We start from the raw sequence: 24,276 nt of genomic DNA, 5'->3' as shown, positions 1-24,276 counted from the left end.
CGCCGCGGGGCGCTGAACGTCCCGTCCGGGATCTCAACCCACAATCTCACTGGCAATTTGCCTCCCCCATCTTTCGGGCGCGCACCGGCTCCCACTGCTCGAACGCTCGATCCCACACATCGAACTTGACCTGCTTCGGCGTGCCGACTCGGTTCTGGTCGATCCATGCGTGACGCGCGCCACAGCCGGGAACCGTGAATTCGTTTTTCGCCTTCATCGCGCCAGCCTTACCATGACGCGCCTGGTTCGAATGGCACGGCACGACGGTGTCATCGAGCGGATTGAGCCGACAGACGCCCGGCACGCGCAGATAGCAGGGCTCACCTCGGCATGCTGCGAGATACTTCGAGCCTTCGGCGACCGTCGGCCGCTTCGGGCGCCGCTTCATAGTCGTCTTGCGCGGAGCCTGCTCGGGCAACGGTGAGCTTTTGCGGGACCATGAACCGCGCGGCATCGTCGTTTTGCGCGTACCGAACCCCGATCGCTTCATTCTTCCTCCAAGAGGCATGCGCCGCGAAATGCTTCTGCGACAGCTTCCTCAGGAGTGGTTTGCGCGCTGCCCCACCAGCCGTCATAGAGATAGCCGCCGTCAGAATGCCTGACTTGGATGTACCAAGCACCGTCGCATAGCTGTTCGCTACGCCGAATCCAGATGTGATGGCCGCGCCAATACCCGGAGACTTCGACGTCGGAGGTCTGTTCGACCTGCGTTCCCTCTCGAATCAGGCGCTGCATTGCGGTCAGGGCCTTCATGCAGATGCTCGTCCGATCTCGACCATTGCTCGGATCGCTTGGCCAGCCCATATGATCGACTCATTCAGCTGCGCGTCCTGCTCCAGCCCTTCAGCGATAAGCTGCCGAATTCGAGCTGATCGCTTCGAGGTGGCGAAGTCGTATCCACTTTCATACGACTTGCCCGTGTATTTCAGCGGGTGAACGGCATAACCTTTAGCGCTGGGCGCATGGTATTTCTTGCCCCTCGAGAGATAACCGTCTTCGAGAAGCCGCCGGATTGTTTCGCGCGTGCTGCCGCTACGCCCCTTGCCGAGCCGACGAGCAATTTCACCGGCGTGGATACCCGGGTTTGCCTTCACGAATTCAATGATCTTTATCGAGACCGGACCCAACTTCCCATGTGCCATTCGCCCACCTTTCACTTGATTTCAACGATTTGCAGGCCGCGCACGGCCATGAGATGACGCTTGATTCGGTATTCCGGGGTGATCACGCCTTTGACATCCTCGATCACTGTCTTGCCGTCTCGTTCGTAGACGAAGTCCGCGACGTACCGGAGCGCAGGCTTCTTCCTGCCGTTGATCACGACGGGATCAGCCAGCACGAAAGCGACCTGGCGCTCGAGTTCGGAAATCAGCCCCGCAGCAAGTTCGCGGCGAAGAGCGACCCAGCGATCACATTCGCGCCGGCTATCGAAGGTGATACCGTCGTACTCGCAGCGCTGATTGCGGTATTTCGACGGCTTCGTCTTGGCCTGAGCCGAAAGAGGGGTCGGCCGGCCGACGTCGAGACCGTCTGCGATCTCATCGAAACCCGCATCGACCTGCGGGCGGTTGCCGGTCTTGTCGTAGATCGCCTTCTGCGCGGCCGTCATCGTCGGGCGCGAGTCGTCGCGAACGCGGGCCGTTCCCACAGTCGTCGTGCCAGCTTCGACGCGCATCGGCCAGGCGGATCGTTTCGTCATGCAATCTCCGGCTGCGCTGCCGGCTCGCGCGGGATGTCGTTGAAATACGCGTTCAGGGCCTCGTAACGCTCTTCGCTTTCGCGGCTCACCGTGCGGAGCAGCTCCTCCATCCATTCACCCGGACCGGCCAGCTTGCAGACCTTCGCCTTGTACTGCTCGAAGTACTGGAACTTCGCTCGGTCGACACCAAGCTGCGCGCCACGGGCCAGATAGCCGCTCTCCGATTTCCACCAGTCAGCAGGAGCCGACGGCCCTCCTGCCGTGCCCTGTTGCGCATCCTTTACCGGGAACAGCCCCGTCCAACCACGAAGCACGGCTTCGTCGATGCATGCGACCGGATCGTGACCGAGCTCGCGGAGCTTCGCTAGACGACGAATCGAGACCTTCGCGGCCGGACGCGTCCACGGCGCCGACTTGTCTCGGGCCTTCGCTTCGCGGTGTTCGCACCAATCGACCCATGCGTCTGCCGTCAGCCAGTCGGGCAGTTCGAGTTCACGCAGCTCGGAATGCAACGCAACTCGCGGCGCATGCCGCGCGGGTTGGTCGTTGCCTTTCCGTTCTTCTGGTAGTTCCTTGGTAGTTCCGTGTCCCAAATTTGGGACCGTTTCGGCGGAAATTTGGGACTGTTCGGACGGAAAAACGGGACCCTTTCTATCCAAATTCGGAACTGTTCCGTTTTCGGAACTATTCCGTTTTTGGGTGTGTTTAACTGTGCCGTTTTCGGAACCGTTCCGAATTTGGGATTGTTTGGATGGGGGTGGACCGATCTCGACGACCTTGCCATCGCGATTGGTCATCTGCACCTTAGGGGCGCCGAGCGGGCTCGTCATCTGGTAGACGACCACCTGGCCCGTGCGGCCCGTACGCTCGCCTGTATCTTCGAGATAGCCCAACTCCTTCAGGCGCTTGATGTTCGCAAGAATCGTCTTGCGGTCCTGCTCGACGAACTGCTCGATTGCGTCCATGCTCGCCCATACGCGAAAATCCTCGCCGGCGAAGTCAGCGAGCGCAATTAGGACGGCCTTCGGCGACCCTTTTCCGACGCGTTGTGCGCGGACCCAGAATGTGGCGGTGACGCTCATGCTGCCTCGTCGATCGACATCTGCCGCGGGTCGACCGCCGGCGCTCCCTCACCCTCTACGAGGCCGAGAACCCATCGCAGCGCTTCGGCACGCTCGCCGGTAGCCGTCTTGAGCGCCTCGGCGATGTCCTTGCGCGTTGGCTTGGCGCGCTTCACGGGTGCGGCGTCGAGCACGGCACGCATCGCGCGCGACCGCTCATGCCCGGCCTTCCCTTCGATGGCTACCTCGATCTCGGCCAGCTTGGCGCGCTGCTCGTCCGGCTGCAGCTTCGCCAGCTTCATGGCGACGACCTGGGTGATCGTGCCGGCTTCGACTGCATCGCGAACGACCATGCAACATTCGAGCAACTTCATGGCTGCCGTCACGGTCGCCTCGTTCACACCGAACATCGCCGATACCGCCTCGAGCGTATGGCCGACGTCGAGCGCACGCGCCATCTTTTCGGCGCGGTTCACCAGCGAATCACCCTGGCGGATCTCGTTCGCGCTGATCATCACCCCGACGAACGGTTTCACGCCGTCGCCCAGCACGCGTTTCGGGATTGCGGGAATCGTGATCGGCTCGTGCCCTTCGTTGATCAGTCGGTGATTGAGCTCGCGCGCGTTGATTACACGGCGGCGCCCTTCGACGATCAGAAGTTCGCCCGTCTCGATGTCCTTGTAGAAGACGACCGGCGTGAACACGCCGTGCGCGCGGTAGTTGCGAATCGTTTTTTCGTCCGGTGCCTGATGGACTCGGCGGTCATACAGCGGATGCTTCGGATCGGTCACGAGCGTAAACGCGTCCGGATCCATGCTGAGCACATTCCCCTGCCCCGATGCGCCGTACACTTCTTTTGAGCTTCTGCCCACGTTGTTCTCCTAGGCTGCCGCCTCGAGCGGCATGCGGTTTTCGCGCGATTCCGCGCTGTATTGCGCCACGAGGGCGTCGTGTTGGTCCTGCGTCATGTCACGGGTCCAGAAGTCGGAATGGCCTGGTAGGCGGTCGCTACCGTCCCTACGGTGCTAGCAGTAGAAGCTGCCCATGCGGTGCGGGAACCAGTAGCCGGCGCACTCGCAACGCGTCGTGCCTGCGTTGCGCTGCATCATCCATTTGTCGATGCGCCAGTCGCGCGCGCCGCAGATGCATTTCGGATAAGCCGCGTCCTCCAGGACGCCGGGTTTGTCCTGGAGCACCCGGCGGCGGTCGCATTTGCGACAACGGCAATGGAACCGGGCCATGTCAAGCGACCGGAAGGCCGAGCTGCTCTTGATCTTTGCCAGTGGCCTTGCACTCGCGCTTGCCGCGCTTTGCAAGGCGGCCAGCGTCGATCAGCTCGCGAGAGCGGCCGCATACGCTGGAAAGTTTGAGATTCGTCATCGCCGAAATTTCCTCGCGAGTCAGCAAGGTTTCGGGCGTGTCGAAACAGTCCATCACCATCTGCTGAGTGGCCGAAAGCTTGGCGACCGAAATGGAGTGGAAGCTGTCTTGCTGCGTCTCGGAGACGCGATGCCCGGAGCGCGGGCTGTGAAAATCGCTCATTGGCAACTCCCTGCGGCCTGTACCGCGTAGGATTACTAAATCGAATCAGAAGAGCTCGTGCGCGAACGCTTGTGATCGGATTCAGTACGCCGGCCGAAGCCGGCGTGCCTTACTGCTTCGTTGCCTGACTTGCCTGAAGAAACAGGCGTCCTGCTATCGCAAACGCCTGCATCGTCTCCGTGTTCTTTTTTGTGCCTTTCTCCAACTCCTGTAGCAGTGCGTTTCGGTCATTACCAACCCGTTTCCGGGCATCCTCTACAGCCTTGCGGCCAATCCGAAGCGCCTGATCCTCATTCATTTCATAGTCGCCCTCTGCTGGATTACTTCCTCCATCAACGTCAGCATCGCCATCCGCGCGAGGTACTGCGACACGGCACGATTTCCGACGACCCGTTCAAAGTCCGCGATCAGCCGGGCCGGAAGGTCCTGCCGCGCCTTCCCGTGACGGTCAACCGGCTCGCGGTTGAGCATGTTGGAAAGGTGCGAGGCCGGGATCTCGAGGTTTTCGGCAAGCGTTCTTTGCGTCATGCCGCGCTCGGCCCGCTGGTCCCACGCGAGACACACGGCATCACGGAAGGAACGACATTCCGCGATCGATTCATGCGGCACAAACTCAGCCTGCTCCGCACGGGCGCCGCTTGCAGGCTGGTGGTGAGGCTGTAAGAGCATTCAGACTCCATTGAAAAAAACAACCGGATTACTACTGGAATTACGACTCAGGACGGCGCGAAAATTTTTTCAACACAACGCCTCCGAGAGCCACACATGCCTTTACTCACCCATCCCAACGCGACCGCCGGTCGGAGGCTGAACGTCATCTGTAGAATCCGCAGCGGGGCGGTTCGAGTCGCTCTCGGCAATCGACTGCGCAGAACTTCTAACGTATGCCCAGTCAATGTCGGGTCGCAGCGTTTCGAGGCGAACGGCGCGCGATGTCGCCTTCTCGATCTCGATCGCAAGCCCTTCCCGGCAGCGACGCTGTCCGTACGCGATTTGCCAGAGATAGGCGACTGTCGTGTCGACCTTCTCAGCGAGTTCGACTCGCTGATCCTTGGTCAGGGCTTTGAGGTAGGTGTGAAAGGCGTCCATGCACAGACGATAGCAAATGCTCTCGCTAAACGCAAGCAAATGCACGCGACTCCGCAATCTTTTGCTATCACAGCAAATGCTAGTTTTGAGGTTTAATTCCGCCATGGACATAGACGCCCATCGACGAAATCGCCTACAAGCGCTCGTGGACAAAGAAACCGACGGCAATGTTGCCGCCTTTGCCCGTAACCACAATCAAGACGCGACGCGCCTGAGGCAGTTGCTCAACGAAAACTACCGTGAAGGGAAAAGCTTTGGCTGGAAGGCAGCAAGGCGGCTCGAGGCCGAGCTCTCTCTTCAAGAGTTGTATTTCGACATCGGGTTTTCACCGAAAGACGCATCTCCAAAGCACATTTATGCGGCCACTGAAGACCAGAGAATCGGGCAAAGTGGCGACCTCATCAGCAATTTGCCGCCCGGTTCTCGGCCTAGCATCGACAAAATGCTTGAGTCAAACGTTGGCGAAGAATTGAGGCTGAGACCTGGGAGGGGCGTCGTTGTGGTCGGCGAAGTTCAAGGAGGACCCGATGGATATATCAATATTGATGATTATCCAGTCGGTCACGGCTGCGCGATGCTGCCGGAAGTGCGTCTACGTGACTCGGAAGCCTATGGGCTGAAGGTGCGCGGCGATAGCATGCGGCCGCGCATTAAGAGCGGCGAATATATCGTCGTTGAGCCAAATGCCGAGGCCCTTCCGGGCGACGACGTTGTTGTCAAATTCACGGACGGAAGCGCTGTCGTCAAAGAGTTGCTCTGGATCCGAGACGGCGAAGTATGCCTTGGCTCAATCAACAATGGCATCCCCCCGATCACGCGCTCCATGGGCACCGTTCGGTCGATACACCGCGTCGCCGCGATCATGCCGCGAGGCTCAGCCATCGAAGACTGAATAACTACTCCAAATCCGATCTCCACCGGCCTGCCAGCGCAGGCTTTTCATCATATGTAATAGCAGCGGCCTCGCCCGCTGAATTTTTTTGCCATGTTCCGATAGCATTTGCTTGCGTTCATCGAAAGCGTTTGCTATTGTTCCATCAACGCAGCGCAGATCGCTGCGCCACCGCCACGGCGGATCGCTCTGTAACCCTGACGGCAGATGAATAGGTGCACCAGCACCCAGCCCTTGGCCTCGTGCGGCTGAATGTAAAAGCGCGAGAAATGGCGGCCTGATGAGCTGCTACCGCAATGCGGCGCCCGGCGACGAGTGGCGTGGTAACCCGTCGCACCGTCCCCGGTCCGGAGCTGGCTCTGCCAGGTGTAGCCGGACGGGGACGTAAAACAATGCTCTCAAGAGCGCGCATTCGGCCGCGGATCCTCCGCATCCATCAACCGAGCAGCGCAGCATGCAGCACCCCGAGTGCGCGCCCTTGAGAGTTCGACTGCTCTGATCGAATGGCATTGTGACAGTGCCATTCCTTGAGCGCAGTCAGGAAGCGGGAAACGGTTCAGTCACCAATTAATTTCGGAGTACGAATCTGTGATCAACCTGCTTATCGGCTTCGGCCTGGGGATTTTCGCCGCAGCGCTTCTGCTCGTCGCCGCCTTCGATCTCAGGAAGGCGCCGACTCGCCGGCAGCGCCACTGACCAACGCAACACGAAGGGGAACGACGATGAACGCACGTCAACGCCGCAAGGAATATCGCGCAATGCCGAAGGTTGGCACGGTCGTTTGCTGGATCGGTCGCAAGGGTGGCAACGCGCACGTTTTCAGCGGCGTTGTCGAGTCGCGCAAGGAATGGCACCACGGGCGATGGAACGAGGAACGACTTAACGTTCCCTGTGTTCGCAGGTTGCGCATTGCGCTTTCGACCGGTGGCCACATGCACCCCATGGTGAAGCGACTTGATGTCGTCCGAGGCACAGCATGAGCCGCGCCCGCTACGGCGGGCAATCACACCACACCAAGAACGCCATGAGCCAAACCGCACGCGATCTGCTCGAGCTGCGCCGCGAGTGCCCCGGCTCGGCCGAGCTCCGGCGCCTAGCAATAAATCTCATTGCGCCGGGCGTCCGGTCCATGCACGCCGGCTGCTGAATCGACCCCAACGAGGAAAGACCATGAATTCGACGAATCATACGGCGCCTGAGTCGCTGATCACCTGGAAACCCGCGAAGCCCCGCAACCGCGGCTTTCGCATTGCGCGCGCGCTGTTACATGCTGCACGCAACGTTCTCGCCGCGCTCGGCGTGTGCTTCGTCTACCTCCTCATCGTCGGCTACTTCCAGTATCAGGACCAGGCGGCGCAGACAGAGATCCAATGCGCGCTTGCGCGCTGCATGTGAGCACCCCCATGAACCAGATCAAACACACGCCCGGCCCGTGGCAGCCGCATGCCCTCTACCCAGAGATTCTCGTTTCATCGCATGCGCCGACGCTTTCCTTGCTGACGGTCGATGCAGCTGGCGCGGCTCGCTTCATCAGTCCGGATGATTGCCGAACTGCAAGCGCCGCCGTCGACATGGCCGAGGCGCTGCAGCTGGTGCTTCGCGAGATCCCGGCAGATGCGCTAAAGTCCAGCATCCGAATTGTGGCTGAGACCGCGCTCGTGAAGGCCGGCTATCTGTCCGTCGAGCGCCCCCGCGATCCGCCGACCCATATCCGAATCTGCGGGGAGAACCTCTGATGCGACTCGCCTCTAACAGCCTGCAGCCTGTAATTCACAAAAACAAGCGATCGCTTGTTTTGCTCGGCGCGAGCGATAACGAATTGCTCGGCGCCTGTGGCGAGATCCACGGCTACGTCATCAAGGGAAGCCTCTGGGCCGGCGGCAATGGAATCGCTGTCGCCTGCGTCTGGTTTCTCTGCGTCGCGTTCCGCGCCGGGGTCCTGACATGGTGATCCTGAAAATCTGGGCCGGCGCGTTCGCCGCCCTGATCCTGCTCCTCTGCCTTCATGTCGCCCTGCAGGAGCGCATCGAGCACCCGGCGCGCACTCAGGTCGTGCGGCACTGATAACCGCTGTTCCCTCTTCTTGGTAGTACCACTTTGCGGGCGTCCTTCGTGGCGCCTGCTTCTTTTCTGGAGATCCCATGCAAATCCAAATTCCCCCGGCCGCTGAAGGCGAGGTCTATCTCGGTGGCTTCGTCGATAAGAACGGCGACGTCACACACACCTATCTCTTACCGGGTGACAACGGCCGCGCCACATGGCAGGAGCAGATGGAATGGGCGAAGTCGATTGGCGGCGACCTGCCGACGCGCGCCGAGCTCGTGATCGCATACGAGCAGCACCGCGACCTGTTCGAGAAGGCTGCGTACTGGTCGAACACGCCGGACGATGACCCGGATTTCGCCGGCTGGGCGTGGTCCCAGTACTTCGCCAATGGCTTCCAGTACGGCGACCTCCAGAGCAGCGAGTTGCGCGCCCGCGCCGTCCGCAGATTGTCGATTTAACCCTTCAGCCATTCACAATCGGAGCATGCAATGACGATCACGCTCGAACAGATTGAAGCAGATCACGCGCGCATCGGCGCGATGATCGACGAGTTCAAGAAGCAACCGCGGGCGACCGAGTACTACGTCGACGCCGTCACGGTCCCGCTCGCTGCCGGCGAGCGCATCGCCGGGCAGATCCTTCTCGAAGACGGCTCGTTGAGCCACTACCTGATTCTCCTGCCGGGGGAAGCCGAAGATCTGGATTGGGAGGCGGCGAAGACGTGGGCCGCCGAACGTGGCGGCGAACTGCCGACGCGGCGGGAGCAATCGCTCCTGTTCGCGAACCTGAAGGCCGAGTTCGAGCCGACCTATTACTGGTCCGGTGAACGCCACGAATCGAACTCCGGCTGGGCGTGGTACCAGGACTTCAGCCATGGCACCCAGCGCAACACCCGCCAGAACTGCGAGTTGCGCGCCCGCGCCGTCCGCAGATTTATCCCTTCAGTTTTTTGATTATTTAACCCGCCGTGGCCCTGCACAACCAACTTCCGATATATCGAGCGGCCTATGGGCTGCTCGATGATGTCACCACTTTGGTCAAGAACATGCCCCGCGACTTCAAGCGCAGCATCGGCGAGAAGATCAACGCGGAGTGCATCGAGATCATGGTGTTGGTGTTCCGCGCGAACGTCGCGGCCGACAAGGCTCCGCACCTCGTCGAATTGCTCGAGCGTCTGCAGGTGATCGAGCTGCTGCTTCGTCTCAGTATGGACAAGCGCCTGATCTCACGTGACGGCTACGCAGCTGCCGTCGAGAAGACGACGAGCATCGGGAAGCAGGCCACAGGCTGGAAGAACGCCGCAAACCGTCGCCCGCTCCGCTAAGGTCAAGGCCTTCGCGGCTGAGCGATATATCAATCTGGCCGTGCCGCTGGCTCACAAAGCCACCGCCATGCGCAATGAGGAAACCGGCCGCCGGCGTGCGGAAAGGTCCAGCGCAGTTTCCCGACTGAGAAATCGGTCGGGCGACGTAGATCGCACGATACCTCCGGCTGGGCGTGGTACCAGAACTTCAACAATGGCAACCAGAACAACAACCACCAGAACAACGAGTTGCGCGCCCGCGCCGTCCGCAGATCGAGGGCCATTTTCGTTCGCCGAGCTGGTCGAAGCGTATCTCGACTGCCGGCGAACGAAGCGAAACAGCAATGCGGCGCTTGCGTTCGAGATGCGGCTCGAACGGAACCTGCGCCGCCTGTACGACGAGCTGGTCGACGGCAGCTACACGCCCGGCCGCTCGAAGTGCTTCGTTATCACGCGACCGAAGCCGCGCGAAGTATGGGCGGCGGCTTTTCGCGATCGCATTGTGCATCACCTGCTTTACAACCGGATCGGACCGCGCTTCGAAAGGTCATTCGTCGCCGATTCGTGCGCCTGCATCAAAGGGCGTGGCACGCTGTACGCCGCGCAGCGCCTCGAAGCGAAAGTGCGATCGATCACGCAGAACTGGTCGCGGCGCGCGTTTTACCTGAAGTGCGACCTCGCCAACTTCTTCGTCAGCATCGACAAGGGAATTCTGCTCGACCTGCTGCTCGCGAAGATCTCCGAGCCATTCTGGCGATCGCTGACCGAAACCGTGCTGATGCACGATCCACGGGCCGACTACGTGTACCACGGCGATCCGGCCATGATGGATCTCGTTCCGCCCCATAAGAGACTGCTCGAACAGGCGCCGCACCTCGGGTTGCCGATCGGGAACCTGTCGAGCCAGTTTTTCGCGAACGTCTATCTCGACGTACTCGACCAGCGAGCGAAGCACGCGCTCGGCGTACGGCACTACATCCGATACGTCGACGATTTCGTGTTCCTGCACGAATCACCCACCCGGTTGAACGAGATCCTCACCGACGTCACTACCTTTCTGCCAGCCCGGCTCGGCGCGCGAATCAACCCGCGCAAGACGATCCTGCAGCCAATCGACCGCGGCGTCGACTTCGTCGGCCAGGTCATCAAGCCATGGCGTCGCGAGACGCGGAAGCGCACGCGGAATGAGGCATTGCGCCGCGTCGCCGAAACGCCATGCGCTGACCTGATGCCGGTAGCAAATTCGTATTTCGGCCTGCTTCGCCAAGCGACCGCCAGCCACCAGGACCGCGTCTACCTCGCGAACCTTATTCGATCTCTCGGCAAAGCGGTTGACCGCGATCTCACCAAGACCTTCTGATTTGAGGACTGACCACCATGACACTCTCGCGTCTTCTCTTTTCCGCTGCAATCGCTTTCACGTCCCTGCTCGGAGCCTGCACCAACGATGCCGATGTCGCTTCGCAGAACCTGTCGACTGCCGCTGACAACTTCCAGATCAATCGCCGAATTGTTTTTTATAACGGCTTCACCGGTGAATACATGCTGACTATTGAAGGTCTGTGCTCGAAGGACAACTCGAGCACCGATACCAAGCTCGCGATCATTTGCAAGACCGGCCCGAACAGCTACAAAAAGCACTTCCTCGGCCTGTCCAATAACGTGACGTACTTCATCGAGCAACTCGATCCCGCGCCGGCGAGCACATACCACTACAAAGTGGTGTTCAAACCATCTGTGATCGTCCCGGACATATCCGTCCATTAAATCCGTTTTATTCCCGCTGACGCCGCCTGATGCGAGCCGAGCGCCCAACCGATGCGGCTGTTCTACTGATTGAGGATGACGATGAGTAACATCTACCGAACTCATTTCGTGAGCCGATGCCCGAATAATCGGCAGCTGATCTCCTACGTCCTAGAGATCGATACGGACGAAATGATCCACGTCGAGCACATCACAACGGCCACTGCCATGCACGAGAGCGGCTATCACGAGGCGATTGCAGACGACCTTTTCAAGCGCTTCGGCGGCCGGCAGATCCTGAAAGCCCATCATCACGGCGTTGACATCGAGACGCGCCGCGGTTTCGATCCTGCACCGTGCGGACGCCTGATCGAACGAGTGCAGATCGGAAGCACCGTCTATGAGAAAGGCGTCGAGGCGATTCATGCCATCCGGGCGGTATCGCGATGATCCATTACCACGGCACGCCGATCACGCCATCTACGGCCGCCGCACGCGCGCTTTCAGGTGGTCACGCCTTCGTGTCGTTTCAGCATCCCGAACAACTCGGCCTAGCGCTCGAAGTAGCCCAGACGTTCGCGGTCGATAACGGCGCGTTCTCGGCATGGCGCAGTGGTGCGCCGGTCACAGACTGGAAGCCATATTACGCGTGGGTCGGGGAACTGAATCGCTACCCATCCTTCGATTTTGCCGTTATTCCCGACGTGATCGATGGCGACGAACATGCGAACGACGCATTGCTCGCGGAATGGCCGTGGCGTGAAGCGGCACCTTGGGTCGGCGCCCCGGTCTGGCACCTTCATGAAAGTCTCGAACGACTCGAACGACTCGCGTTCGTATGGCCGCGCGTATGCCTCGGCAGCTCTGGCGAGTATGCGACCGTCGGCACATCTGCCTGGTATCAACGCATGGCGGAAGCAATGGACGTGCTGTGCGATAAGCATGGTCGCCCGATCTGCAAGATCCACGGCCTGCGCATGCTCAATCCAGACGTGTTCACGCGCTTCCCGTTTGCGAGCGCTGACAGTACGAACATCGGCCAGAACATCGGCATCGATAGCAAATGGCGCGGCACCTATACGCCGCCGACCAAGGATGCTCGCGCGCTCATATTGCGCGAGCGCATCGAATCCCACCAATCGCCGACGTTCTGGGTCCGGGAGCATGCGGGCATTCAGGCCGATTTCGCGCTGACCACCTGAGGACCACCATGAAGACCACCGACAATAGCCGCGCTGATGCGCTGACGGACCTGGAGGCGAACCGTGCCTGAGCGAATCGTCTGTTGGTTTTCGGCCGGGGCTGCGTCCGCTGTCGCGACGAAATTGGCGATCGCCGAGAACGCGAGGAGCAAAAATCTGCCGTTGATCGTCGCCCAATGTGGCATCGATGAAGAGCACCCGGACAACGCGCGCTTCGCCGCCGATTGCGAACGCTGGTTCGGCGTTCCGATCACGCGGCTGAAAAGCGAAAAGTTCGGGTCGTCGATCTATACCGTTTTCGAGAGAGAGAAATACATCGCCGGCGTGCGTGGTGCAGCTTGCACGCGTGCTTTGAAGAAGCACGTCCGAGAGGCATTCCAGCGCCATGGGGACATGCACGTGTTCGGATACTCAGCCGAGGAACAAGGCCGAGTCGACCAGTTCATCGACGGCAACAATGACGTTCTGATTTGGCCGATTCTGGTCGAAAAAGGCATAACGCACGACGACTGCCTTGCGATCATCGACCGAGCCGGAATCGAGATCCCGACGATGTACAAGCTCGGTTACTTGCACAACAACTGCATCGGATGTGTCAAGGGCGGAGCCGGCTACTGGAACAAGGTTCGCGTCGACTTCCCCCCTCAATTCGATCGCATGGCGAAGCTAAGTCGGCGCCTGGGCGTAAAGCTGGTGAAGGTCGGAGAGGAGCGCGTGTTTCTCGACGAATTGCCGCCGGATGTCGGCGACTATCAAAACGAATTGTCGATCCAGTGCGGAATCTTCTGCGAACTGGCCGAGAAAGATCTTGAAGGAGCGAATCATGGATAACGCCGCATCCCCTGTCGAGCAGCACGAAGCAGCGCTGGCCGAGGTGGAGGCCCGCTTCGTGGCAGAGCACGGGCACCGACTGGCTCGGTTGCTTGACATCAATTCGTTCGATATAGCAGATCGCGACGCGCAGATCATGGCGATATTGAAGTGCTCGCAGGCTGAACCCTCCGCCCCGCTCGAAGGCACGGGCAATCGGGCGGATGAGCGGGCGGCGTTCCGACAGTGGTTCAAAACATCGGGGTTCTGGAACGATGCGATCACCGAGAAAGCGTGGCTTGCCGCCTGCGAGTGGATGAAAGGACGAGCCCCTCGCATTGAGGTGGCGGGAGCGGTGCCGGCGGACGATAAGCCGTGCACCTGCCATCCTGACGATCGCGTAGAACCGTGCGCGAAGCAGTATGCCGCATCGGAATGCAAGCGCACGCAGCAGCATGAACCGCAAGTGGCGGACGAGCCGGCGCAGTTCGAGATCGCAGGGGCTACGGAAGCGCTGCGCGAATACCTCGACGCGGAAGAAACGTGGCGCATCGTGACGGATACCGAAGACCCCAACGACATCGACCCTATCGAACGAACGATGGCCGCCTCTCGGCGCGTCGCTGCGCGCGAAGCTGCACGCAAGGTTCTCGCAGGCCGCACTCCCTCCGCAGATGCAGCGGCAGCGCCGGCAGACGAGCAGACTGCGTTCAGTGTCTGGTCTGCATTAAAAAGCACGCGCTGGTGGCTAGAAGTAACGCCGCAGTATGCAGCCTCGGCTGCATGGCAAGCCCGCGCGGCAGCATCTCAACCCGCAGCGGCAGCGGGGCAAGAGGCGGTGGCACATATCCTGCCTCGCGATCTTGAAGCGCTGCGAACATATTCGCAGCAATGCCAAGTCGTGCTGTATCGCGAACCTCGCAAGACGCGTGTTGCGCTCTACACCGCCCCGCCCGCGCAGGTCGCCACTCGGCAGGGGCTGACGCATAACCAGCGCGCGGTAATTAAGTTTGCAGCCGAAACGATGGAGGAACGCCGGCTAGACGGCCATGCCCGAGTGTTGCTCGCCCTTCTCGAAGGAGCCAAGCAATGAGTGCCCTGATTAATCTGCCGGGTGTCGCTGGCGGCCGAATCGACAACGTTCCATTCTTCAATTCGGTATCGCAGGCGATCCGCCTTTTGAGCGCGTTTCGGGCATGTACCGGTGCAGGCGATCACGGAGCTGCAACCGTCTATCGAGGCGATGACGGTCGATTCCACTGCGTGTTTCATCGTCGCTGTATCGAACTCGATCAAACGATCGCTTATACCAAGAAGGATGTCCGCCGCTGGCTCGTTGAATGGTATCCGCGGGTCCACGAAGGGAACCAAGCATGAATAAGACGCTGACGGATGAGCAGATCGATGACTTTGCGCGCCCGTACCGGCTGCTGCCGAACCCCGGCGACTACTTCGACTATCACGGTTTCGCCCGCGCCCTCCTCGCCGCTCAGCAGCCGGAGCCGCGGGCCGAGGTGACGGAAGAACAGCCGAGCTTCACGAATCCGCTCACGCCGTACGGCATGCTCGTCCGCGCGCTGCGCATCGTAGCAGGCGTCACGCTGATGGACATGGCGACCGCGCTCCTGACGACGCCCGCGAAGCTGTCGGCGATGGAGTTCGGACGCGCCCCTGTCACTCCGGAGTTTGCGTTTGACGTGGTGGCCTACTTTGACGCGCTCGACGTGCCACATACGGCGTCAGCGCTTCGCGCTGCTCTCGCCGCCCGCGCAGGAGAAGGCCATGCCGATCAAGCCTGAGAACCGCAGCCGCTATCCGGCCAACTGGCCCGAGATCCGCACGCGCATCCTCGCGCGGGCCGGCAATCGCTGTGAGCAGTGCCGCGTCGCGAACGGCGATCACATCGTGCGCGGCATCGATAAGGACGCCGGCACGTTCCAGCGCTTCGAGGGTGACGGCGAGGTCTATGCGGCCGACGACGGTCGGCTGCTCGGATACTGCAAGGCATCCGAGTACTGCGGCCGCAAATGGACGACGGTCGTGCTCACGATCGCGCACCTCGACCACGTACCCGAGAACTGCGACGACGACAACCTGAAGGCGCTGTGCCAGCTGCATCACCTCGCCTATGACGCCGAGCATCACCGCGCGAACGCGGCCGCTACGCGCCACGCGCGGAAGGCGATCGGCGATCTGTTCGAAATGGGAACCGCCCAATGAGCGCCATCATCAGCCCCTGCTGCTGCTTCCGATACCGCCTCGAGCGCGAAGTCGCGCCGACCGGGTTCGTCGTCGCGTTCTTCGGCGTCAACTCGTCACGCGCCGACGCGAGCGTGCGCGACCACACGGACCTGAAATGGACCGGCTTCGCCGCGCGCTGGGGTGCGCGGAAGTACATCGCCGGCAATCCGTTCGCCTTCCGTTCGCCGAACGTGCACGATCTGGCCGCAGTGGTCGATCCGATCGGCCCGGAGAACGACATGCACCTCGCGCAGATCATCGCTGACGCCGATCAGCTCGTCCCATGCTGGGGCGACCGGGGCAAGCTGCCGAAGTGCTTGCGCCCGCGCCTCGACGTCGTCGCGGACATGCTGCGCGCCTCCGGCAAGCCGTTGAAGGTATTCGGCCTGACTGCCAAAGGCGACCCGAAGCATCCGCTGATGCTGCCGTACGACACCCCCCTGATTGACTGGAGTGCACAATGAAGGAACGCCCGATCCTGTTCAGCGGCCCGATGGTGCGTGCCATTCTCGAAGGCCGAAAGACGCAGACGCGGCGCGTCGTGACCGTGCGCGGCGAACAGCCGCCGCCATGGGCGACGTTCGCGGCCGAGGGGCACTCACCCACCTACACGAGCTGGTCGAAACCGACCGGATTGTTCTACTGGTGCGAATCCGATGAGGCGCCGACAAAGGAGCTGCGCAGATGGCCCATTCTACCGCCATTGCATGCCATGGCTGGCGATCACTACTGGACTCCGTGTCCGCACGGGAAGCCCGGTGATCGACTGTGGGTGCGCGAGACGTGGAAGCCCCGCACTTCACATTCGTGCTCGCTCGACACTTGCGACTGCTCAGACGTATGGGTCGACTATCAGGCAGGCGGCGCTGGTGTCTATTTTGCGGAACGCGAGATCGATGAGGAATGGACGATGCCGAGCGCCGCGGTCAAGGGGCAATGGGTGCCGTCGATCCACATGCCGCGCTGGGCCTCGCGCATCACGCTCGAGATTATCGGCGTGCGCGTCGAGCACCTGCAAAGCATTAGCGAAGCGGATTCGATCGCTGAAGGCATCGAGACGTTCGAGACGGACGACCCTGATATGCAGGAAATGTGGCGGGACTATTCCGAGGATGGGATGGCATCGGGCAATCCAATCGGCTCGTTCATGACGCTGTGGAACGGCATCAATGCCGCCCGCGGCCATGGATGGGACGCGAACCCCTGGGTGTGGGCGATCGAATTTCGGAGGATCGAACCGTGAATACTGTCTTCTTCCTGATGGCGCAATATGGCGCGATGGCAGTCGTGCCGATCGAGCTCGTATGCCGCGACTATTTTTCGCACCTGACACCGCTTCAGCTGCAGCGAAAAATCAGCGCCGGCGAGCTCGCCCTTCCTCTGGTGCGCATCGAGGGCAAGTCTCAGAAGGCCGCGAAGGGCGTGCACATCGAGGACTTGGCAAAATGGATCGACGCGCGCCGTGCCGCTGCCGTCAAAGAGTGTGATCAGCTCTGCGGCCAATGCTGACCAGTCCTACGCGAGTGCTACACGGCACTCCGCTTCACCCCGCGCGGCCTTGCAAGTCAAGGGCGCCGTCACTTTACCCGGTCCAGTCGAGCATGGGCGCGACGGATACGCGGCGGGGAGGAAGCGAGGACGGTACGGACATGGATTTCGGGCAACAGGCCAGACGGCGCGGAAACAACCCGGCATTTTACCGCAACAGCGGGCAGGCCTGCCCGGCATGCACGCTACCCCTCGCCCAGCTCCGCATCGACCGCCCGCCGCGCCTCGTCCAGCACGCGCTCGATCACGCGTCGTTCGGTCAGCAGGATCCCGTCCACCTTGACGAGCCGCCAGTCGATCCGCACGGCATCGCCCTGCAGCACGCGGTAATGCGCATGCTCGCCGTCCCAGACCTGCTCGGTCTTCACCTCGATCTCGTAGCCGCGGTACGGCTCGCTGAAATCGCCGAGGTCGCTGCCTCTCGGTTCCATCGCACGCTCCGTGGCGACGCAGCGCCGGCCGCCCGCGCGGCCGGCGCCGTGCGCTCAATCGTATTCGTCGGACAAAAAGGATTTGCCATCGGCCGTCAGGTCGACCCGGTCGGCCGCCGCCTGATAGATCAGCCCCTCGTTCAGCAACGCGTAGACGACGTCGTCGAATGCAGCGGGAACCGGCCGGCTTTCACCGAACTGGTCGATCCACTTCAGCGCCTCGATGGCTTCGGGGGAAAGGATGGGGGTCATGCGTGGCCTCCGGCATCGGTGTCGCTCCATCCTAGCACTTCGTCCGGACGTCGAATACCAAGGCAAACGCGCTGCGCAAATGCCGGGCGGCGCCAACGGGCAGGTTGCCCGCGGCGCCGCACCGGCGCGGGACACGCGCTCAGAGGCGTGCGATCGATACTTCGGTCGATTTCACGAGCGCGACGACTTCCGCGCCGACCTTCAGTTCGAGTTCGTCGACCGAACGGGTCGTGATCACCGACGTGACGATGCCGAACGGCGTCTCGACGTCGACCTCGGAGACCACGGATCCGCGAATGATCTCCTTCACCTTGCCCTTGAACTGGTTACGTACGTTGATTGCAGTGATGCTCATCAGGTTGATCGCTCCGAAGAAAAAGATCTCAGAACGGGCGGCCGCTGCCGCCCGGATTTAAACGGCCCAGCGGATCTGCCCGACCGGTCGAACGTTGTCTGCCTCGTGCGCCTCGCCCTGTGCGTCCGTACCGGGCCCGCCGGCGAGCACGCGTTTCAGCACGCGGTCCTCCAGCGCCGCAAACGCGGCCGATGCGCGGGCGCGCGGCCGGTCGAGCGGCACCGGCTGATCCAGCGCCACGCGCCCCTGCTCGATGAGCAGGATGCGGTCGCCGAGCGCGACGGCTTCCTGCACGTCGTGCGTGACGAGCAGCGCGGTGAACCGGTGCTCACGCCACAACCGCTCGATCAGAGCATGCATCTCGATGCGGGTCAGCGCGTCGAGCGCGCCGAGCGGCTCATCGAGCAACAGCAGTTGCGGCCGGTGAACAAGCGCGCGGGCCAGTGCCACACGCTGCCGCTGGCCGCCCGACAGTTGCGCGGGCCAGTCGTTCGCACGCTCCAGCAGGCCGACTTCGTCGAGCACCGCGCGCGCTTTGTCGCGCGCGCCGCGTCCGAGGCCCAGCATCACGTTCTGCAGCACGGTCTTCCATGGCAGCAGGCGCGCATCCTGGTACATGATCCGCGTGTCGAGCACGCCGCCGCCTTCGCCACGCGTCACGAGCGCGCCGCTGCTCGGCTGCTCGAGCCCGGCGACGAGACGCAGCAGGGTCGACTTGCCGCAGCCGCTGCGGCCGACAATCGCGACGAAGCTGCCGCGCGCGATGCCGAGCTCGACGTCGTCGAGCACCGTGCGTGCGCCGAAGCGCTTGCTGACACCCGACAGCGTCACCGCGTCGTCGGGTGCCGGGCTTCCTGCCCGCCGCCGCGCGAGCGGAACGATGGACGCACTGCCGTCACGGTCGAGGATCGCCGCATCCCGCGCGTCGCCGTCTGTGACACGCGCCTGCGCCAGTTCGACCTCGAGGTCTGCGCCGGCAAGCGGGCCGTAGGCGGCCGCCGAAGTCGTCGCATTCATGCCTTTGCTCCTGATTGATAAGCCGGGTGCCAGCGCAGCGTCACGCGCTCGAGCCATTTCGCCAGCACGTCGGCCAGCTTGCCGAGCACCGCGTACAGCAGGATGCCGACCACCACCACGTCGGTTTGCAGGAATTCACGCGCATTCATCGTCATGTAGCCGATGCCCGACTGCGCCGAGATCGTTTCCGCGACGATCAGCATCACCCACATCAGCCCGAGCGCAAAGCGCACGCCGACGAGAATCGACGGCAGCGCACCGGGCAGGATCACGTCGCGGTACAGCGCAAAGCCGCGCACGCCGTAGCTCTTCGCCATCTCGATCAGGTTGGCGTCGACCGAGCGGATCCCGTGGTACGTGTTGATGTAGACCGGAAAGAACACCCCGAGCGCGACGAGGAACAGCTTCGCCTTCTCGTCGATGCCGAACCACAGGATCACGAGCGGAATCATCGCGAGCGCCGGAATGTTGCGGATCATCTGGATCGTCGAATCGAGCGCGACCTCGGCCGCCTTCGACAAGCCGGTCGCGAGCCCCAGCGCGAGGCCGACACCGCCGCCGATCGCGAAACCGAACAGTGCGCGCCATGTGCTGACTTTCACGTTCGCCCACATTTCCCCCGACGTCACGAGCGACCAGGCCGCTCGCACGACCGCCACGGGTTCGGGCAGCACGCGGGTCGACAGCCAGCCGACGCGGGCGCCGACTTCCCATGCCACCAGCAGCGCGAGCGGCACGAACCACGGCGCGACGCCGCGCCATGCGCGGGCGGCCAGGGCCGCCCCCGTCGCCGACGTTTTCGTTGTCATCGCAGGCCTCCTGTCACTCAGCTCTGGGCTGCCTTCGGCAGATAGCTGTTGCCGACGATCTCGCCGAACGGGCCGGACAGCGGGCCGGTCGCCTTCGCCGCGCCGTTGCCCTTGATCAGCGGGAACACGAGTTCCGCGAAACGGTACGACTCCTCCAGGTGCGGATAACCGGACAGGATGAAGGTTTCGATGCCGAGATCCGCGTATTCGCGCATGCGCTCCGCGACCTGTTCCGGATTGCCGACGAGCGCGGTACCCGCGCCGCCGCGCACGAGGCCGACGCCGGCCCACAGGTTCGGATACACCTCGAGTGTCTCGCGGCCGCCGCGCTTGCCGCCGTGCAGCGCGGCCATCCGGCGCTGGCCTTCCGAATCCATGTTCGCGAACGCCTTCTGCGCGCGGGCGATGGTTTCGTCGTCGAGGCGGCTGATCAGGCGCTCCGCGTCGCGCCATGCTTCGTCCTCGGTCTCGCGCACGATCACGTGCAGACGAATCCCGAACTTGATCTTGCGGCCGCGGGCTTCCGCGCGGGCCCGAATATCGGCGATCTTCTTCGCGACGGCCTCGGGCGGCTCGCCCCAGGTCAGGTAGGTGTCGATGTGATCGGCCGCGATCTGATGCGCGGCCGGCGACGAACCGCCGAACCACAACGGCGGATGCGGACGCTGCACGGGCGGATACAGCGCCTTGCCGCCCTTCGACTGCAAGTGCTTGCCGATGTAGTCGAACCCGCCGTTGTCGTGCGACGCGGACAGCAGCCCGCGCCAGATGTTCAGGAAGTCGTCGGTGATTTCGTAGCGCGTGTCGTGATCGGCGAACAGGCCGTCACCCTCGAGTTCGGCGGCATCGCCGCCCGTCACGACGTTGATCAGCAGGCGGCCGCCCGACAGACGGTCGAACGTCGCGGCCATCCGCGCCGACAGCCCGGGCGACGCGATACCGGGACGGATCGCGACCAGGAACTTCAGGCGCTGCGTCGCCGGGATCAGGCTCGACGCAACGACCCACGCATCCTCGCAGGAACGGCCGGTCGGCAGCAGCACGCCCTCGTAGCCGAGCGTGTCGGCCGCAACCGCCACCTGCTTGAAGTAATCGTAATCCGCGGCGCGTGCACCTTCGGCCGTACCGAGATAGCGGCTGTCGCCGTGCGTGGGGATAAACCAGAACACATTCATCTGCTGCTCCTGCTTGACTGTCCTTGCCGGAATTTGAAAAAACACCGCCCTGCTCGCGTCGCGGATCAGCGGCGCATGCATGGTGTGCGTTCGAATCGGGATGGTTCGCCGGTCAGGCCGTGCAGCGGGCGAGGACGCGATTGCACGGCTGTTTCTGGGAAATCAGTCTAGGGATCGGTACAGGGCTTTGGAACGATTTTTTTGAGCTTAGGTTTTCCGCTTTCGTGATTAGCACGACGCTGGAGCGAATATCACCGCGGGCGGGCCCTATAATGGCGCACCTATCCGAATAACTCCGCGCGTACAGCCCCGGCCGTGCGCGCCTGCGGTGCACTCATCGATGCAGAAAGTCATCCTGCCATTCCTGTCCGGCTTCCTGGCCGCCCTGTTCTTCCGCGAAGCCACGCTCGCACTCCTTCATACGGCCGACCTGATCGCCGCAACCGGCTTCTCCACGCAGCCGTTCGCGCCGCTCGGCATTCCTGAATTTGTCGCGAATGCGCTGATCAGCGCGTGCTGCGCGATCCCGATGGCGTGGCTGCTGCGCGTCTCGCCGGAACGCGAGGCATCGTGGATCGGCGCGCTGGTGTTCGGCGGCATCGTGCTGACGGCCGCCCGCGTGTTCGCGATCGATCCGCTGCGCGGGATCTGGCCGTCGGGCAACATGATGCCCGTGCTCGCCGCCGGCTTCGCGGCAAACGCGGTATGGGGCTTCGGCGCGCTCGTGTTCATGCGCGCGTTCATGTCGGACGACGCCGGCGACGAGTAACGCGGGCGCAAGCGCTACGCCCTTCGGCCGCCGGGCGGTCGACATCCATGCAAAAGGCCGCCTGCACCTGCAGGCGGCCTTTTCGTTTCCGGCTCGCGCGTCGGTCGGCCCGATGTCAGTCCTGCAGATTCCGCAGCGGATGCGTGTCAGGTGTCCACGGGCTGTCGAACATCGCGAGCACGTCTGCACGATCGATATCGGCGGACGACTTGAAGCGCCAGACCGGCTGGTGGTCCTTGTCGACGATCAGCGCGCGCACGCCTTCGATCACGTCGCCGCGCGCGAACGTCGAGCGTGTGAGGTCGAGATCGCGCCGCAGGCAATCGGCCATCGTCGCGCCGCGTGCACGTTCGACGACTTCCAGCGACACGGCCATCGACAGCGGAGACAACTGTTCGCGCATCGCATGGGTCGCCTTCTCGACCCATCCGTCGACGGCCGCGCAATCCTGCTCGGCGTCGAGCGACGCGAGAATCGCGACGATGTCGGGCTGCGCGAAATGCCGATCGATCCCCGCGCGCGCGTCGGCCAGCGCCGACGTGTCGGGCGTCGGCACGACCTTGTGTGCGGCGGCCGCCTCGGCTACGCACGCGACGGCCTGCTCGCCGCTGTCGATGCGCGCGTGACGCAGCGTGTCGAGCAGCGCCGGCAGCGCGGCATCGGGCAGATAGACGTCGGCGAGCTGCGCGTACAGCGCGCCGGCCGCGTCGAGCGTCGCGCCGGTCACGGCGAGATAGCGGCCGATCGCGCCGGGTGTGCGCGCGAGGAACCAGCTCATCCCGACGTCCGGGAACAGGCCGATACGCGTTTCCGGCATCGCCATCTTCGTCGAGTCGGTCACGACACGCAGGCCGCCCGTATGCCGCGCCGCCTGCGAAATGCCCATGCCGCCGCCCATCACGACGCCGTGCATCAGCGCGATGTAAGGCTTCGGATAGGTGAAGATCGCGTGGTTCAGCGTGTATTCGTCGATGAAGAACGTGTCGACCGCATCGCGGTCCCCGCGCTGCCATGCGTCATGGAAGAAGCGCACGTCGCCGCCCGCGCAGAACGCGCGCGGATGCGGGCTGTGCACGACGATCGCGACGACCTCGGGATCGTCGCGCCACGCGTCGAGCGCCTGCTGCATCAGCCGGATCATGCCGACCGACAGCGCGTTCAGCGCCTTCGGGCGGTTCAGTTCGAGAAAGCCGATGCGGTTCACGACATACGCGCATACGTCGGGCTGGGCGGATTCGGCGGAAACGGCAGCGGAAGTGGGAGTGGAATCGGTCATGAGGGCCATCCGGCAAATGGCAGTCGCACGCTCAGTGCGTCTGCATCTTCGAAAACAGGTTCAGCACCACGACACCCGCGATGATCAGGCCGAGGCCGATCACGGCCGGCAGGTCCGGCACCTGGCGATAGAGCAGCATCGCGACGAGCGTGATCAGCACGATGCCGGCACCCGACCAGACGGCATAGATGATGCCGACGGGCATCGTGCGCAACGTGAGCGACAGGCAGTAGAACGCGATGCCGTAGCCGGCGACGACGAGCGCCGACGGCCAGAAGCGCGTGAAGCCGTCCGCCGCGCGCAGCGCGGACGTGCCGACCACTTCCGCGACGATCGCGATCGCGAGCCATGCGTAACCGGGAAGCTGCATCGCTCAGTTCCTTGCGAGGGCCAGCACGGCGTAGTCGTGGCCGAGCTCGGCACACAGCACCTCGACGACGAATTCGTGATCCGCGCGCTGCGGCAGCCCGGACGCGGTGATCGAGCCGATCACGCCGGCGCCGGCGACGGTCAGCGGAAACGATCCACCGTGCGCCGAATATTCGGCGATCGGCAGCCCGTGCTTGTCCGCCAGCGTCGCGCCCGCCTGCTGCATGCGCAGGCCGATGGCGTACGAACTGCGGCGGAAATGGGCGACGACGTTGCGCTTGCGGCGCACCCAGTCAGCGTTGTCGGGCGTGGCTCCGGCGAGCGCTGCGTAGAACAGCGGCTGGCCGAACGTGACGATGTCGAGCGCGACCGCATGGCCGCGAGACGCCGCGAGCGCATGCATCCGGTTGCCGAGCGCCCACGCGCGGGCCGGGTCGAAATGGGGAAACACGAGCGCCTGTTCCTGCGCGCCGATCGATTGCAGATCGTGAGCGATGTCCATGAATCCGTCGATGCAGTAATGAGAGTTGCAACGGCGCCGATGCGATCGCGCATGGCGTCGCTGGCGAAGAGGCGAAACAAACCGTTCGATTCTAGCGCACGCGCCCGACGTACCGTCCCTACAAGACACGACACGCGATTGT

Annotated in this window: 40 protein-coding genes; 21 read left to right on the top strand and 19 right to left on the bottom strand. The window is 62.8% G+C overall.

Translation table 11 applies throughout. The features are described from left to right. Nucleotides 1-46 precede the first annotated feature (46 nt). The 10 genes from APZ15_RS11840 to APZ15_RS42665 form a co-directional block, all read right to left on the bottom strand. On the bottom strand, nt 47-490 hold the full coding sequence (locus APZ15_RS11840; RefSeq protein WP_027787605.1) for a nuclease domain-containing protein: 444 nt from the start codon (nt 488-490) through the stop codon (nt 47-49). After that, on the bottom strand, nt 487-753 hold the full coding sequence (locus tag APZ15_RS11835; protein ID WP_027787606.1) for a hypothetical protein: 267 nt from the start codon (nt 751-753) through the stop codon (nt 487-489). The genes APZ15_RS11840 and APZ15_RS11835 overlap by 4 nt, the downstream gene beginning before the upstream one ends. Beyond that, complete coding sequence (locus tag APZ15_RS40865; RefSeq protein WP_099318686.1) at nt 750-1,142, bottom strand: winged helix-turn-helix domain-containing protein; 393 nt, start codon at nt 1,140-1,142, stop codon at nt 750-752. The genes APZ15_RS11835 and APZ15_RS40865 overlap by 4 nt, the downstream gene beginning before the upstream one ends. Nucleotides 1,143-1,153: 11 nt before the next feature. Further along, nucleotides 1,154-1,699 carry a DUF1064 domain-containing protein gene (locus APZ15_RS11830; RefSeq protein WP_027787607.1) on the bottom strand — a complete coding sequence of 182 codons (546 nt, stop codon included), beginning with the start codon at nt 1,697-1,699 and terminating at the stop codon, nt 1,154-1,156. Then, on the bottom strand, nt 1,696-2,781 hold the full coding sequence (locus APZ15_RS39155) for a helix-turn-helix domain-containing protein (RefSeq protein WP_081040784.1): 1,086 nt from the start codon (nt 2,779-2,781) through the stop codon (nt 1,696-1,698). The genes APZ15_RS11830 and APZ15_RS39155 overlap by 4 nt, the downstream gene beginning before the upstream one ends. Beyond that, a complete protein-coding gene (locus tag APZ15_RS11815) occupies nt 2,778-3,632 on the bottom strand; it encodes a hypothetical protein (protein ID WP_027787610.1) in 855 nt (284 codons plus the stop codon). The genes APZ15_RS39155 and APZ15_RS11815 overlap by 4 nt, the downstream gene beginning before the upstream one ends. A 153-nt stretch (nt 3,633-3,785) precedes the next feature. Continuing rightward, nucleotides 3,786-4,001, bottom strand: coding sequence for a hypothetical protein (locus APZ15_RS42000; RefSeq protein WP_201800273.1), 216 nt, complete (start codon nt 3,999-4,001; stop codon nt 3,786-3,788). A gap of 1 nt (nt 4,002) precedes the next feature. Beyond that, entirely contained in the window at nt 4,003-4,302 is a 300-nt protein-coding gene (locus tag APZ15_RS11805; protein WP_034195786.1) for a hypothetical protein, read from the bottom strand. 294 nt (nt 4,303-4,596) lie between these two features. Next, nucleotides 4,597-4,971, bottom strand: a complete 375-nt coding sequence (locus APZ15_RS11800) for a transcriptional regulator (RefSeq protein ID WP_027787612.1) — start codon at nt 4,969-4,971, stop codon at nt 4,597-4,599. A gap of 102 nt (nt 4,972-5,073) precedes the next feature. Further along, entirely contained in the window at nt 5,074-5,391 is a 318-nt protein-coding gene (locus tag APZ15_RS42665) for a transcriptional regulator (protein WP_063623143.1), read from the bottom strand. Between the two features lie 145 nt (nt 5,392-5,536). Between APZ15_RS42665 and APZ15_RS11790 the strand changes: the two genes are divergently transcribed. The 20 genes from APZ15_RS11790 to APZ15_RS11705 all read left to right on the top strand — a co-directional run bounded on the left by APZ15_RS11790 (nt 5,537) and on the right by APZ15_RS11705 (nt 17,140). After that, nucleotides 5,537-6,283, top strand: a complete 747-nt coding sequence (locus tag APZ15_RS11790) for a S24 family peptidase (protein WP_158605810.1) — start codon at nt 5,537-5,539, stop codon at nt 6,281-6,283. A 722-nt stretch (nt 6,284-7,005) separates the two neighbouring features. Continuing rightward, entirely contained in the window at nt 7,006-7,263 is a 258-nt protein-coding gene (locus APZ15_RS40860) for a hypothetical protein (RefSeq protein WP_138143317.1), read from the top strand. A 190-nt stretch (nt 7,264-7,453) separates the two neighbouring features. Next, nucleotides 7,454-7,678, top strand: a complete 225-nt coding sequence (locus APZ15_RS11785; RefSeq protein WP_027787613.1) for a hypothetical protein — start codon at nt 7,454-7,456, stop codon at nt 7,676-7,678. A gap of 8 nt (nt 7,679-7,686) precedes the next feature. Further along, complete coding sequence (locus tag APZ15_RS11780) at nt 7,687-8,019, top strand: acetyl-CoA carboxylase (RefSeq protein WP_226153277.1); 333 nt, start codon at nt 7,687-7,689, stop codon at nt 8,017-8,019. Beyond that, on the top strand, nt 8,019-8,234 hold the full coding sequence (locus tag APZ15_RS11775) for a hypothetical protein (protein WP_057056457.1): 216 nt from the start codon (nt 8,019-8,021) through the stop codon (nt 8,232-8,234). The genes APZ15_RS11780 and APZ15_RS11775 overlap by 1 nt, the downstream gene beginning before the upstream one ends. Nucleotides 8,235-8,424: 190 nt before the next feature. Beyond that, on the top strand, nt 8,425-8,787 hold the full coding sequence (locus APZ15_RS11770; RefSeq protein ID WP_027787615.1) for an Lcl C-terminal domain-containing protein: 363 nt from the start codon (nt 8,425-8,427) through the stop codon (nt 8,785-8,787). A gap of 30 nt (nt 8,788-8,817) precedes the next feature. After that, nucleotides 8,818-9,282 carry an Lcl C-terminal domain-containing protein gene (locus APZ15_RS11765; protein WP_027787616.1) on the top strand — a complete coding sequence of 155 codons (465 nt, stop codon included), beginning with the start codon at nt 8,818-8,820 and terminating at the stop codon, nt 9,280-9,282. A 14-nt stretch (nt 9,283-9,296) separates the two neighbouring features. Further along, the gene (locus APZ15_RS11760) at nt 9,297-9,653 is read left to right on the top strand and encodes a four helix bundle protein (RefSeq protein WP_027787617.1); all 357 of its coding nucleotides are present in this window, start codon (nt 9,297-9,299) and stop codon (nt 9,651-9,653) included. Between the two features lie 193 nt (nt 9,654-9,846). After that, nucleotides 9,847-10,992: an RNA-directed DNA polymerase gene (locus APZ15_RS11755; RefSeq protein ID WP_455768390.1), complete on the top strand. Its 1,146-nt coding sequence runs from the start codon at nt 9,847-9,849 to the stop codon at nt 10,990-10,992. Between the two features lie 17 nt (nt 10,993-11,009). Continuing rightward, nucleotides 11,010-11,399 carry a beta-sandwich lipoprotein gene (locus tag APZ15_RS11750; RefSeq protein ID WP_027787619.1) on the top strand — a complete coding sequence of 130 codons (390 nt, stop codon included), beginning with the start codon at nt 11,010-11,012 and terminating at the stop codon, nt 11,397-11,399. A gap of 81 nt (nt 11,400-11,480) precedes the next feature. Next, complete coding sequence (locus tag APZ15_RS39150; protein WP_174543627.1) at nt 11,481-11,828, top strand: hypothetical protein; 348 nt, start codon at nt 11,481-11,483, stop codon at nt 11,826-11,828. Then, a complete protein-coding gene (locus APZ15_RS11740; RefSeq protein ID WP_027787620.1) occupies nt 11,825-12,580 on the top strand; it encodes a hypothetical protein in 756 nt (251 codons plus the stop codon). Before APZ15_RS39150 ends, APZ15_RS11740 begins: the two co-directional genes overlap by 4 nt. A gap of 63 nt (nt 12,581-12,643) precedes the next feature. Then, nucleotides 12,644-13,411, top strand: coding sequence for a hypothetical protein (locus APZ15_RS11735; protein ID WP_027787621.1), 768 nt, complete (start codon nt 12,644-12,646; stop codon nt 13,409-13,411). Next, nucleotides 13,404-14,483: a hypothetical protein gene (locus tag APZ15_RS11730; protein WP_027787622.1), complete on the top strand. Its 1,080-nt coding sequence runs from the start codon at nt 13,404-13,406 to the stop codon at nt 14,481-14,483. The genes APZ15_RS11735 and APZ15_RS11730 overlap by 8 nt, the downstream gene beginning before the upstream one ends. Then, nucleotides 14,480-14,767: a hypothetical protein gene (locus APZ15_RS40855; RefSeq protein ID WP_138143316.1), complete on the top strand. Its 288-nt coding sequence runs from the start codon at nt 14,480-14,482 to the stop codon at nt 14,765-14,767. The genes APZ15_RS11730 and APZ15_RS40855 overlap by 4 nt, the downstream gene beginning before the upstream one ends. After that, nucleotides 14,764-15,189 (top strand): helix-turn-helix domain-containing protein, encoded by a 426-nt coding sequence (locus APZ15_RS11725; RefSeq protein ID WP_034195787.1) that lies wholly within the window; start codon nt 14,764-14,766, stop codon nt 15,187-15,189. The genes APZ15_RS40855 and APZ15_RS11725 overlap by 4 nt, the downstream gene beginning before the upstream one ends. After that, nucleotides 15,173-15,610 (top strand): hypothetical protein, encoded by a 438-nt coding sequence (locus APZ15_RS11720; protein ID WP_027787623.1) that lies wholly within the window; start codon nt 15,173-15,175, stop codon nt 15,608-15,610. The genes APZ15_RS11725 and APZ15_RS11720 overlap by 17 nt, the downstream gene beginning before the upstream one ends. Next, nucleotides 15,607-16,095 (top strand): DUF1643 domain-containing protein, encoded by a 489-nt coding sequence (locus tag APZ15_RS11715; protein WP_027787624.1) that lies wholly within the window; start codon nt 15,607-15,609, stop codon nt 16,093-16,095. The genes APZ15_RS11720 and APZ15_RS11715 overlap by 4 nt, the downstream gene beginning before the upstream one ends. Beyond that, nucleotides 16,092-16,874 (top strand): hypothetical protein, encoded by a 783-nt coding sequence (locus APZ15_RS11710; RefSeq protein ID WP_027787625.1) that lies wholly within the window; start codon nt 16,092-16,094, stop codon nt 16,872-16,874. The genes APZ15_RS11715 and APZ15_RS11710 overlap by 4 nt, the downstream gene beginning before the upstream one ends. Beyond that, nucleotides 16,871-17,140, top strand: coding sequence for a pyocin activator PrtN family protein (locus tag APZ15_RS11705; RefSeq protein ID WP_027787626.1), 270 nt, complete (start codon nt 16,871-16,873; stop codon nt 17,138-17,140). The genes APZ15_RS11710 and APZ15_RS11705 overlap by 4 nt, the downstream gene beginning before the upstream one ends. A 224-nt stretch (nt 17,141-17,364) precedes the next feature. On the opposite strand, the gene APZ15_RS11700 is transcribed toward APZ15_RS11705, so the two are convergent. The 6 genes from APZ15_RS11700 to ssuD all read right to left on the bottom strand — a co-directional run bounded on the left by APZ15_RS11700 (nt 17,365) and on the right by ssuD (nt 21,218). After that, entirely contained in the window at nt 17,365-17,610 is a 246-nt protein-coding gene (locus APZ15_RS11700; protein ID WP_027787627.1) for a hypothetical protein, read from the bottom strand. 54 nt (nt 17,611-17,664) lie between these two features. Further along, nucleotides 17,665-17,862: a hypothetical protein gene (locus APZ15_RS11695; RefSeq protein ID WP_027787628.1), complete on the bottom strand. Its 198-nt coding sequence runs from the start codon at nt 17,860-17,862 to the stop codon at nt 17,665-17,667. 139 nt (nt 17,863-18,001) lie between these two features. Further along, nucleotides 18,002-18,217, bottom strand: a complete 216-nt coding sequence (locus APZ15_RS11690) for a TOBE domain-containing protein (protein ID WP_006476104.1) — start codon at nt 18,215-18,217, stop codon at nt 18,002-18,004. Between the two features lie 57 nt (nt 18,218-18,274). After that, a complete protein-coding gene (locus APZ15_RS11685) occupies nt 18,275-19,234 on the bottom strand; it encodes an ATP-binding cassette domain-containing protein (RefSeq protein ID WP_027787629.1) in 960 nt (319 codons plus the stop codon). Next, nucleotides 19,231-20,043, bottom strand: coding sequence for an aliphatic sulfonate ABC transporter permease SsuC (gene ssuC / locus APZ15_RS11680; protein ID WP_027787630.1), 813 nt, complete (start codon nt 20,041-20,043; stop codon nt 19,231-19,233). Before ssuC ends, APZ15_RS11685 begins: the two co-directional genes overlap by 4 nt. A gap of 17 nt (nt 20,044-20,060) precedes the next feature. Then, the gene (gene ssuD, locus APZ15_RS11675) at nt 20,061-21,218 is read right to left on the bottom strand and encodes an FMNH2-dependent alkanesulfonate monooxygenase (RefSeq protein WP_027787631.1); all 1,158 of its coding nucleotides are present in this window, start codon (nt 21,216-21,218) and stop codon (nt 20,061-20,063) included. Between the two features lie 340 nt (nt 21,219-21,558). On the opposite strand from ssuD, the gene APZ15_RS11670 reads away from it, so the two are divergent. Then, complete coding sequence (locus APZ15_RS11670) at nt 21,559-21,987, top strand: hypothetical protein (protein WP_006484223.1); 429 nt, start codon at nt 21,559-21,561, stop codon at nt 21,985-21,987. 115 nt (nt 21,988-22,102) lie between these two features. Here APZ15_RS11670 and APZ15_RS11665 read toward each other — a convergent pair whose 3' ends face one another. The 3 genes from APZ15_RS11665 to APZ15_RS11655 are packed head-to-tail and all read right to left on the bottom strand — an operon-like array spanning nt 22,103 to nt 24,134. Beyond that, complete coding sequence (locus APZ15_RS11665; RefSeq protein ID WP_027787632.1) at nt 22,103-23,263, bottom strand: enoyl-CoA hydratase/isomerase family protein; 1,161 nt, start codon at nt 23,261-23,263, stop codon at nt 22,103-22,105. Nucleotides 23,264-23,294: 31 nt separating this feature from the next. Continuing rightward, nucleotides 23,295-23,633: a DMT family transporter gene (locus APZ15_RS11660; RefSeq protein WP_027787633.1), complete on the bottom strand. Its 339-nt coding sequence runs from the start codon at nt 23,631-23,633 to the stop codon at nt 23,295-23,297. A gap of 3 nt (nt 23,634-23,636) precedes the next feature. Then, entirely contained in the window at nt 23,637-24,134 is a 498-nt protein-coding gene (locus APZ15_RS11655) for a heme-degrading domain-containing protein (protein ID WP_027787634.1), read from the bottom strand. Nucleotides 24,135-24,276 lie beyond the last annotated feature (142 nt).

The sequence above is a fragment of the Burkholderia cepacia ATCC 25416 genome, assembly GCF_001411495.1.
GTDB lineage: Bacteria > Pseudomonadota > Gammaproteobacteria > Burkholderiales > Burkholderiaceae > Burkholderia > Burkholderia cepacia.
This window is presented reverse-complemented; position numbering and strand designations above follow the sequence as displayed.

Coding starts and splice junctions, on each gene's coding strand:
- APZ15_RS11840 (WP_027787605.1), bottom strand. CDS start 490: ATGAAGCGATCGGGGTTCGGTACGCGCAAAACGACGATGCCGCGCGGT.
- APZ15_RS11835 (WP_027787606.1), bottom strand. CDS start 753: ATGAAGGCCCTGACCGCAATGCAGCGCCTGATTCGAGAGGGAACGCAG.
- APZ15_RS40865 (WP_099318686.1), bottom strand. CDS start 1,142: ATGGCACATGGGAAGTTGGGTCCGGTCTCGATAAAGATCATTGAATTC.
- APZ15_RS11830 (WP_027787607.1), bottom strand. CDS start 1,699: ATGACGAAACGATCCGCCTGGCCGATGCGCGTCGAAGCTGGCACGACG.
- APZ15_RS39155 (WP_081040784.1), bottom strand. CDS start 2,781: ATGAGCGTCACCGCCACATTCTGGGTCCGCGCACAACGCGTCGGAAAA.
- APZ15_RS42000 (WP_201800273.1), bottom strand. CDS start 4,001: ATGGCCCGGTTCCATTGCCGTTGTCGCAAATGCGACCGCCGCCGGGTG.
- APZ15_RS11805 (WP_034195786.1), bottom strand. CDS start 4,302: ATGAGCGATTTTCACAGCCCGCGCTCCGGGCATCGCGTCTCCGAGACG.
- APZ15_RS11800 (WP_027787612.1), bottom strand. CDS start 4,971: ATGCTCTTACAGCCTCACCACCAGCCTGCAAGCGGCGCCCGTGCGGAG.
- APZ15_RS42665 (WP_063623143.1), bottom strand. CDS start 5,391: ATGGACGCCTTTCACACCTACCTCAAAGCCCTGACCAAGGATCAGCGA.
- APZ15_RS40860 (WP_138143317.1), top strand. CDS start 7,006: ATGAACGCACGTCAACGCCGCAAGGAATATCGCGCAATGCCGAAGGTT.
- APZ15_RS11785 (WP_027787613.1), top strand. CDS start 7,454: ATGAATTCGACGAATCATACGGCGCCTGAGTCGCTGATCACCTGGAAA.
- APZ15_RS11780 (WP_226153277.1), top strand. CDS start 7,687: ATGAACCAGATCAAACACACGCCCGGCCCGTGGCAGCCGCATGCCCTC.
- APZ15_RS11775 (WP_057056457.1), top strand. CDS start 8,019: ATGCGACTCGCCTCTAACAGCCTGCAGCCTGTAATTCACAAAAACAAG.
- APZ15_RS11770 (WP_027787615.1), top strand. CDS start 8,425: ATGCAAATCCAAATTCCCCCGGCCGCTGAAGGCGAGGTCTATCTCGGT.
- APZ15_RS11765 (WP_027787616.1), top strand. CDS start 8,818: ATGACGATCACGCTCGAACAGATTGAAGCAGATCACGCGCGCATCGGC.
- APZ15_RS11755 (WP_455768390.1), top strand. CDS start 9,847: ATGGCAACCAGAACAACAACCACCAGAACAACGAGTTGCGCGCCCGCG.
- APZ15_RS11750 (WP_027787619.1), top strand. CDS start 11,010: ATGACACTCTCGCGTCTTCTCTTTTCCGCTGCAATCGCTTTCACGTCC.
- APZ15_RS39150 (WP_174543627.1), top strand. CDS start 11,481: ATGAGTAACATCTACCGAACTCATTTCGTGAGCCGATGCCCGAATAAT.
- APZ15_RS11740 (WP_027787620.1), top strand. CDS start 11,825: ATGATCCATTACCACGGCACGCCGATCACGCCATCTACGGCCGCCGCA.
- APZ15_RS11730 (WP_027787622.1), top strand. CDS start 13,404: ATGGATAACGCCGCATCCCCTGTCGAGCAGCACGAAGCAGCGCTGGCC.
- APZ15_RS40855 (WP_138143316.1), top strand. CDS start 14,480: ATGAGTGCCCTGATTAATCTGCCGGGTGTCGCTGGCGGCCGAATCGAC.
- APZ15_RS11725 (WP_034195787.1), top strand. CDS start 14,764: ATGAATAAGACGCTGACGGATGAGCAGATCGATGACTTTGCGCGCCCG.
- APZ15_RS11720 (WP_027787623.1), top strand. CDS start 15,173: ATGCCGATCAAGCCTGAGAACCGCAGCCGCTATCCGGCCAACTGGCCC.
- APZ15_RS11715 (WP_027787624.1), top strand. CDS start 15,607: ATGAGCGCCATCATCAGCCCCTGCTGCTGCTTCCGATACCGCCTCGAG.
- APZ15_RS11710 (WP_027787625.1), top strand. CDS start 16,092: ATGAAGGAACGCCCGATCCTGTTCAGCGGCCCGATGGTGCGTGCCATT.
- APZ15_RS11700 (WP_027787627.1), bottom strand. CDS start 17,610: ATGGAACCGAGAGGCAGCGACCTCGGCGATTTCAGCGAGCCGTACCGC.
- APZ15_RS11695 (WP_027787628.1), bottom strand. CDS start 17,862: ATGACCCCCATCCTTTCCCCCGAAGCCATCGAGGCGCTGAAGTGGATC.
- APZ15_RS11690 (WP_006476104.1), bottom strand. CDS start 18,217: ATGAGCATCACTGCAATCAACGTACGTAACCAGTTCAAGGGCAAGGTG.
- APZ15_RS11685 (WP_027787629.1), bottom strand. CDS start 19,234: ATGAATGCGACGACTTCGGCGGCCGCCTACGGCCCGCTTGCCGGCGCA.
- ssuC (WP_027787630.1), bottom strand. CDS start 20,043: ATGACAACGAAAACGTCGGCGACGGGGGCGGCCCTGGCCGCCCGCGCA.
- ssuD (WP_027787631.1), bottom strand. CDS start 21,218: ATGAATGTGTTCTGGTTTATCCCCACGCACGGCGACAGCCGCTATCTC.
- APZ15_RS11670 (WP_006484223.1), top strand. CDS start 21,559: ATGCAGAAAGTCATCCTGCCATTCCTGTCCGGCTTCCTGGCCGCCCTG.
- APZ15_RS11665 (WP_027787632.1), bottom strand. CDS start 23,263: ATGACCGATTCCACTCCCACTTCCGCTGCCGTTTCCGCCGAATCCGCC.
- APZ15_RS11660 (WP_027787633.1), bottom strand. CDS start 23,633: ATGCAGCTTCCCGGTTACGCATGGCTCGCGATCGCGATCGTCGCGGAA.
- APZ15_RS11655 (WP_027787634.1), bottom strand. CDS start 24,134: ATGGACATCGCTCACGATCTGCAATCGATCGGCGCGCAGGAACAGGCG.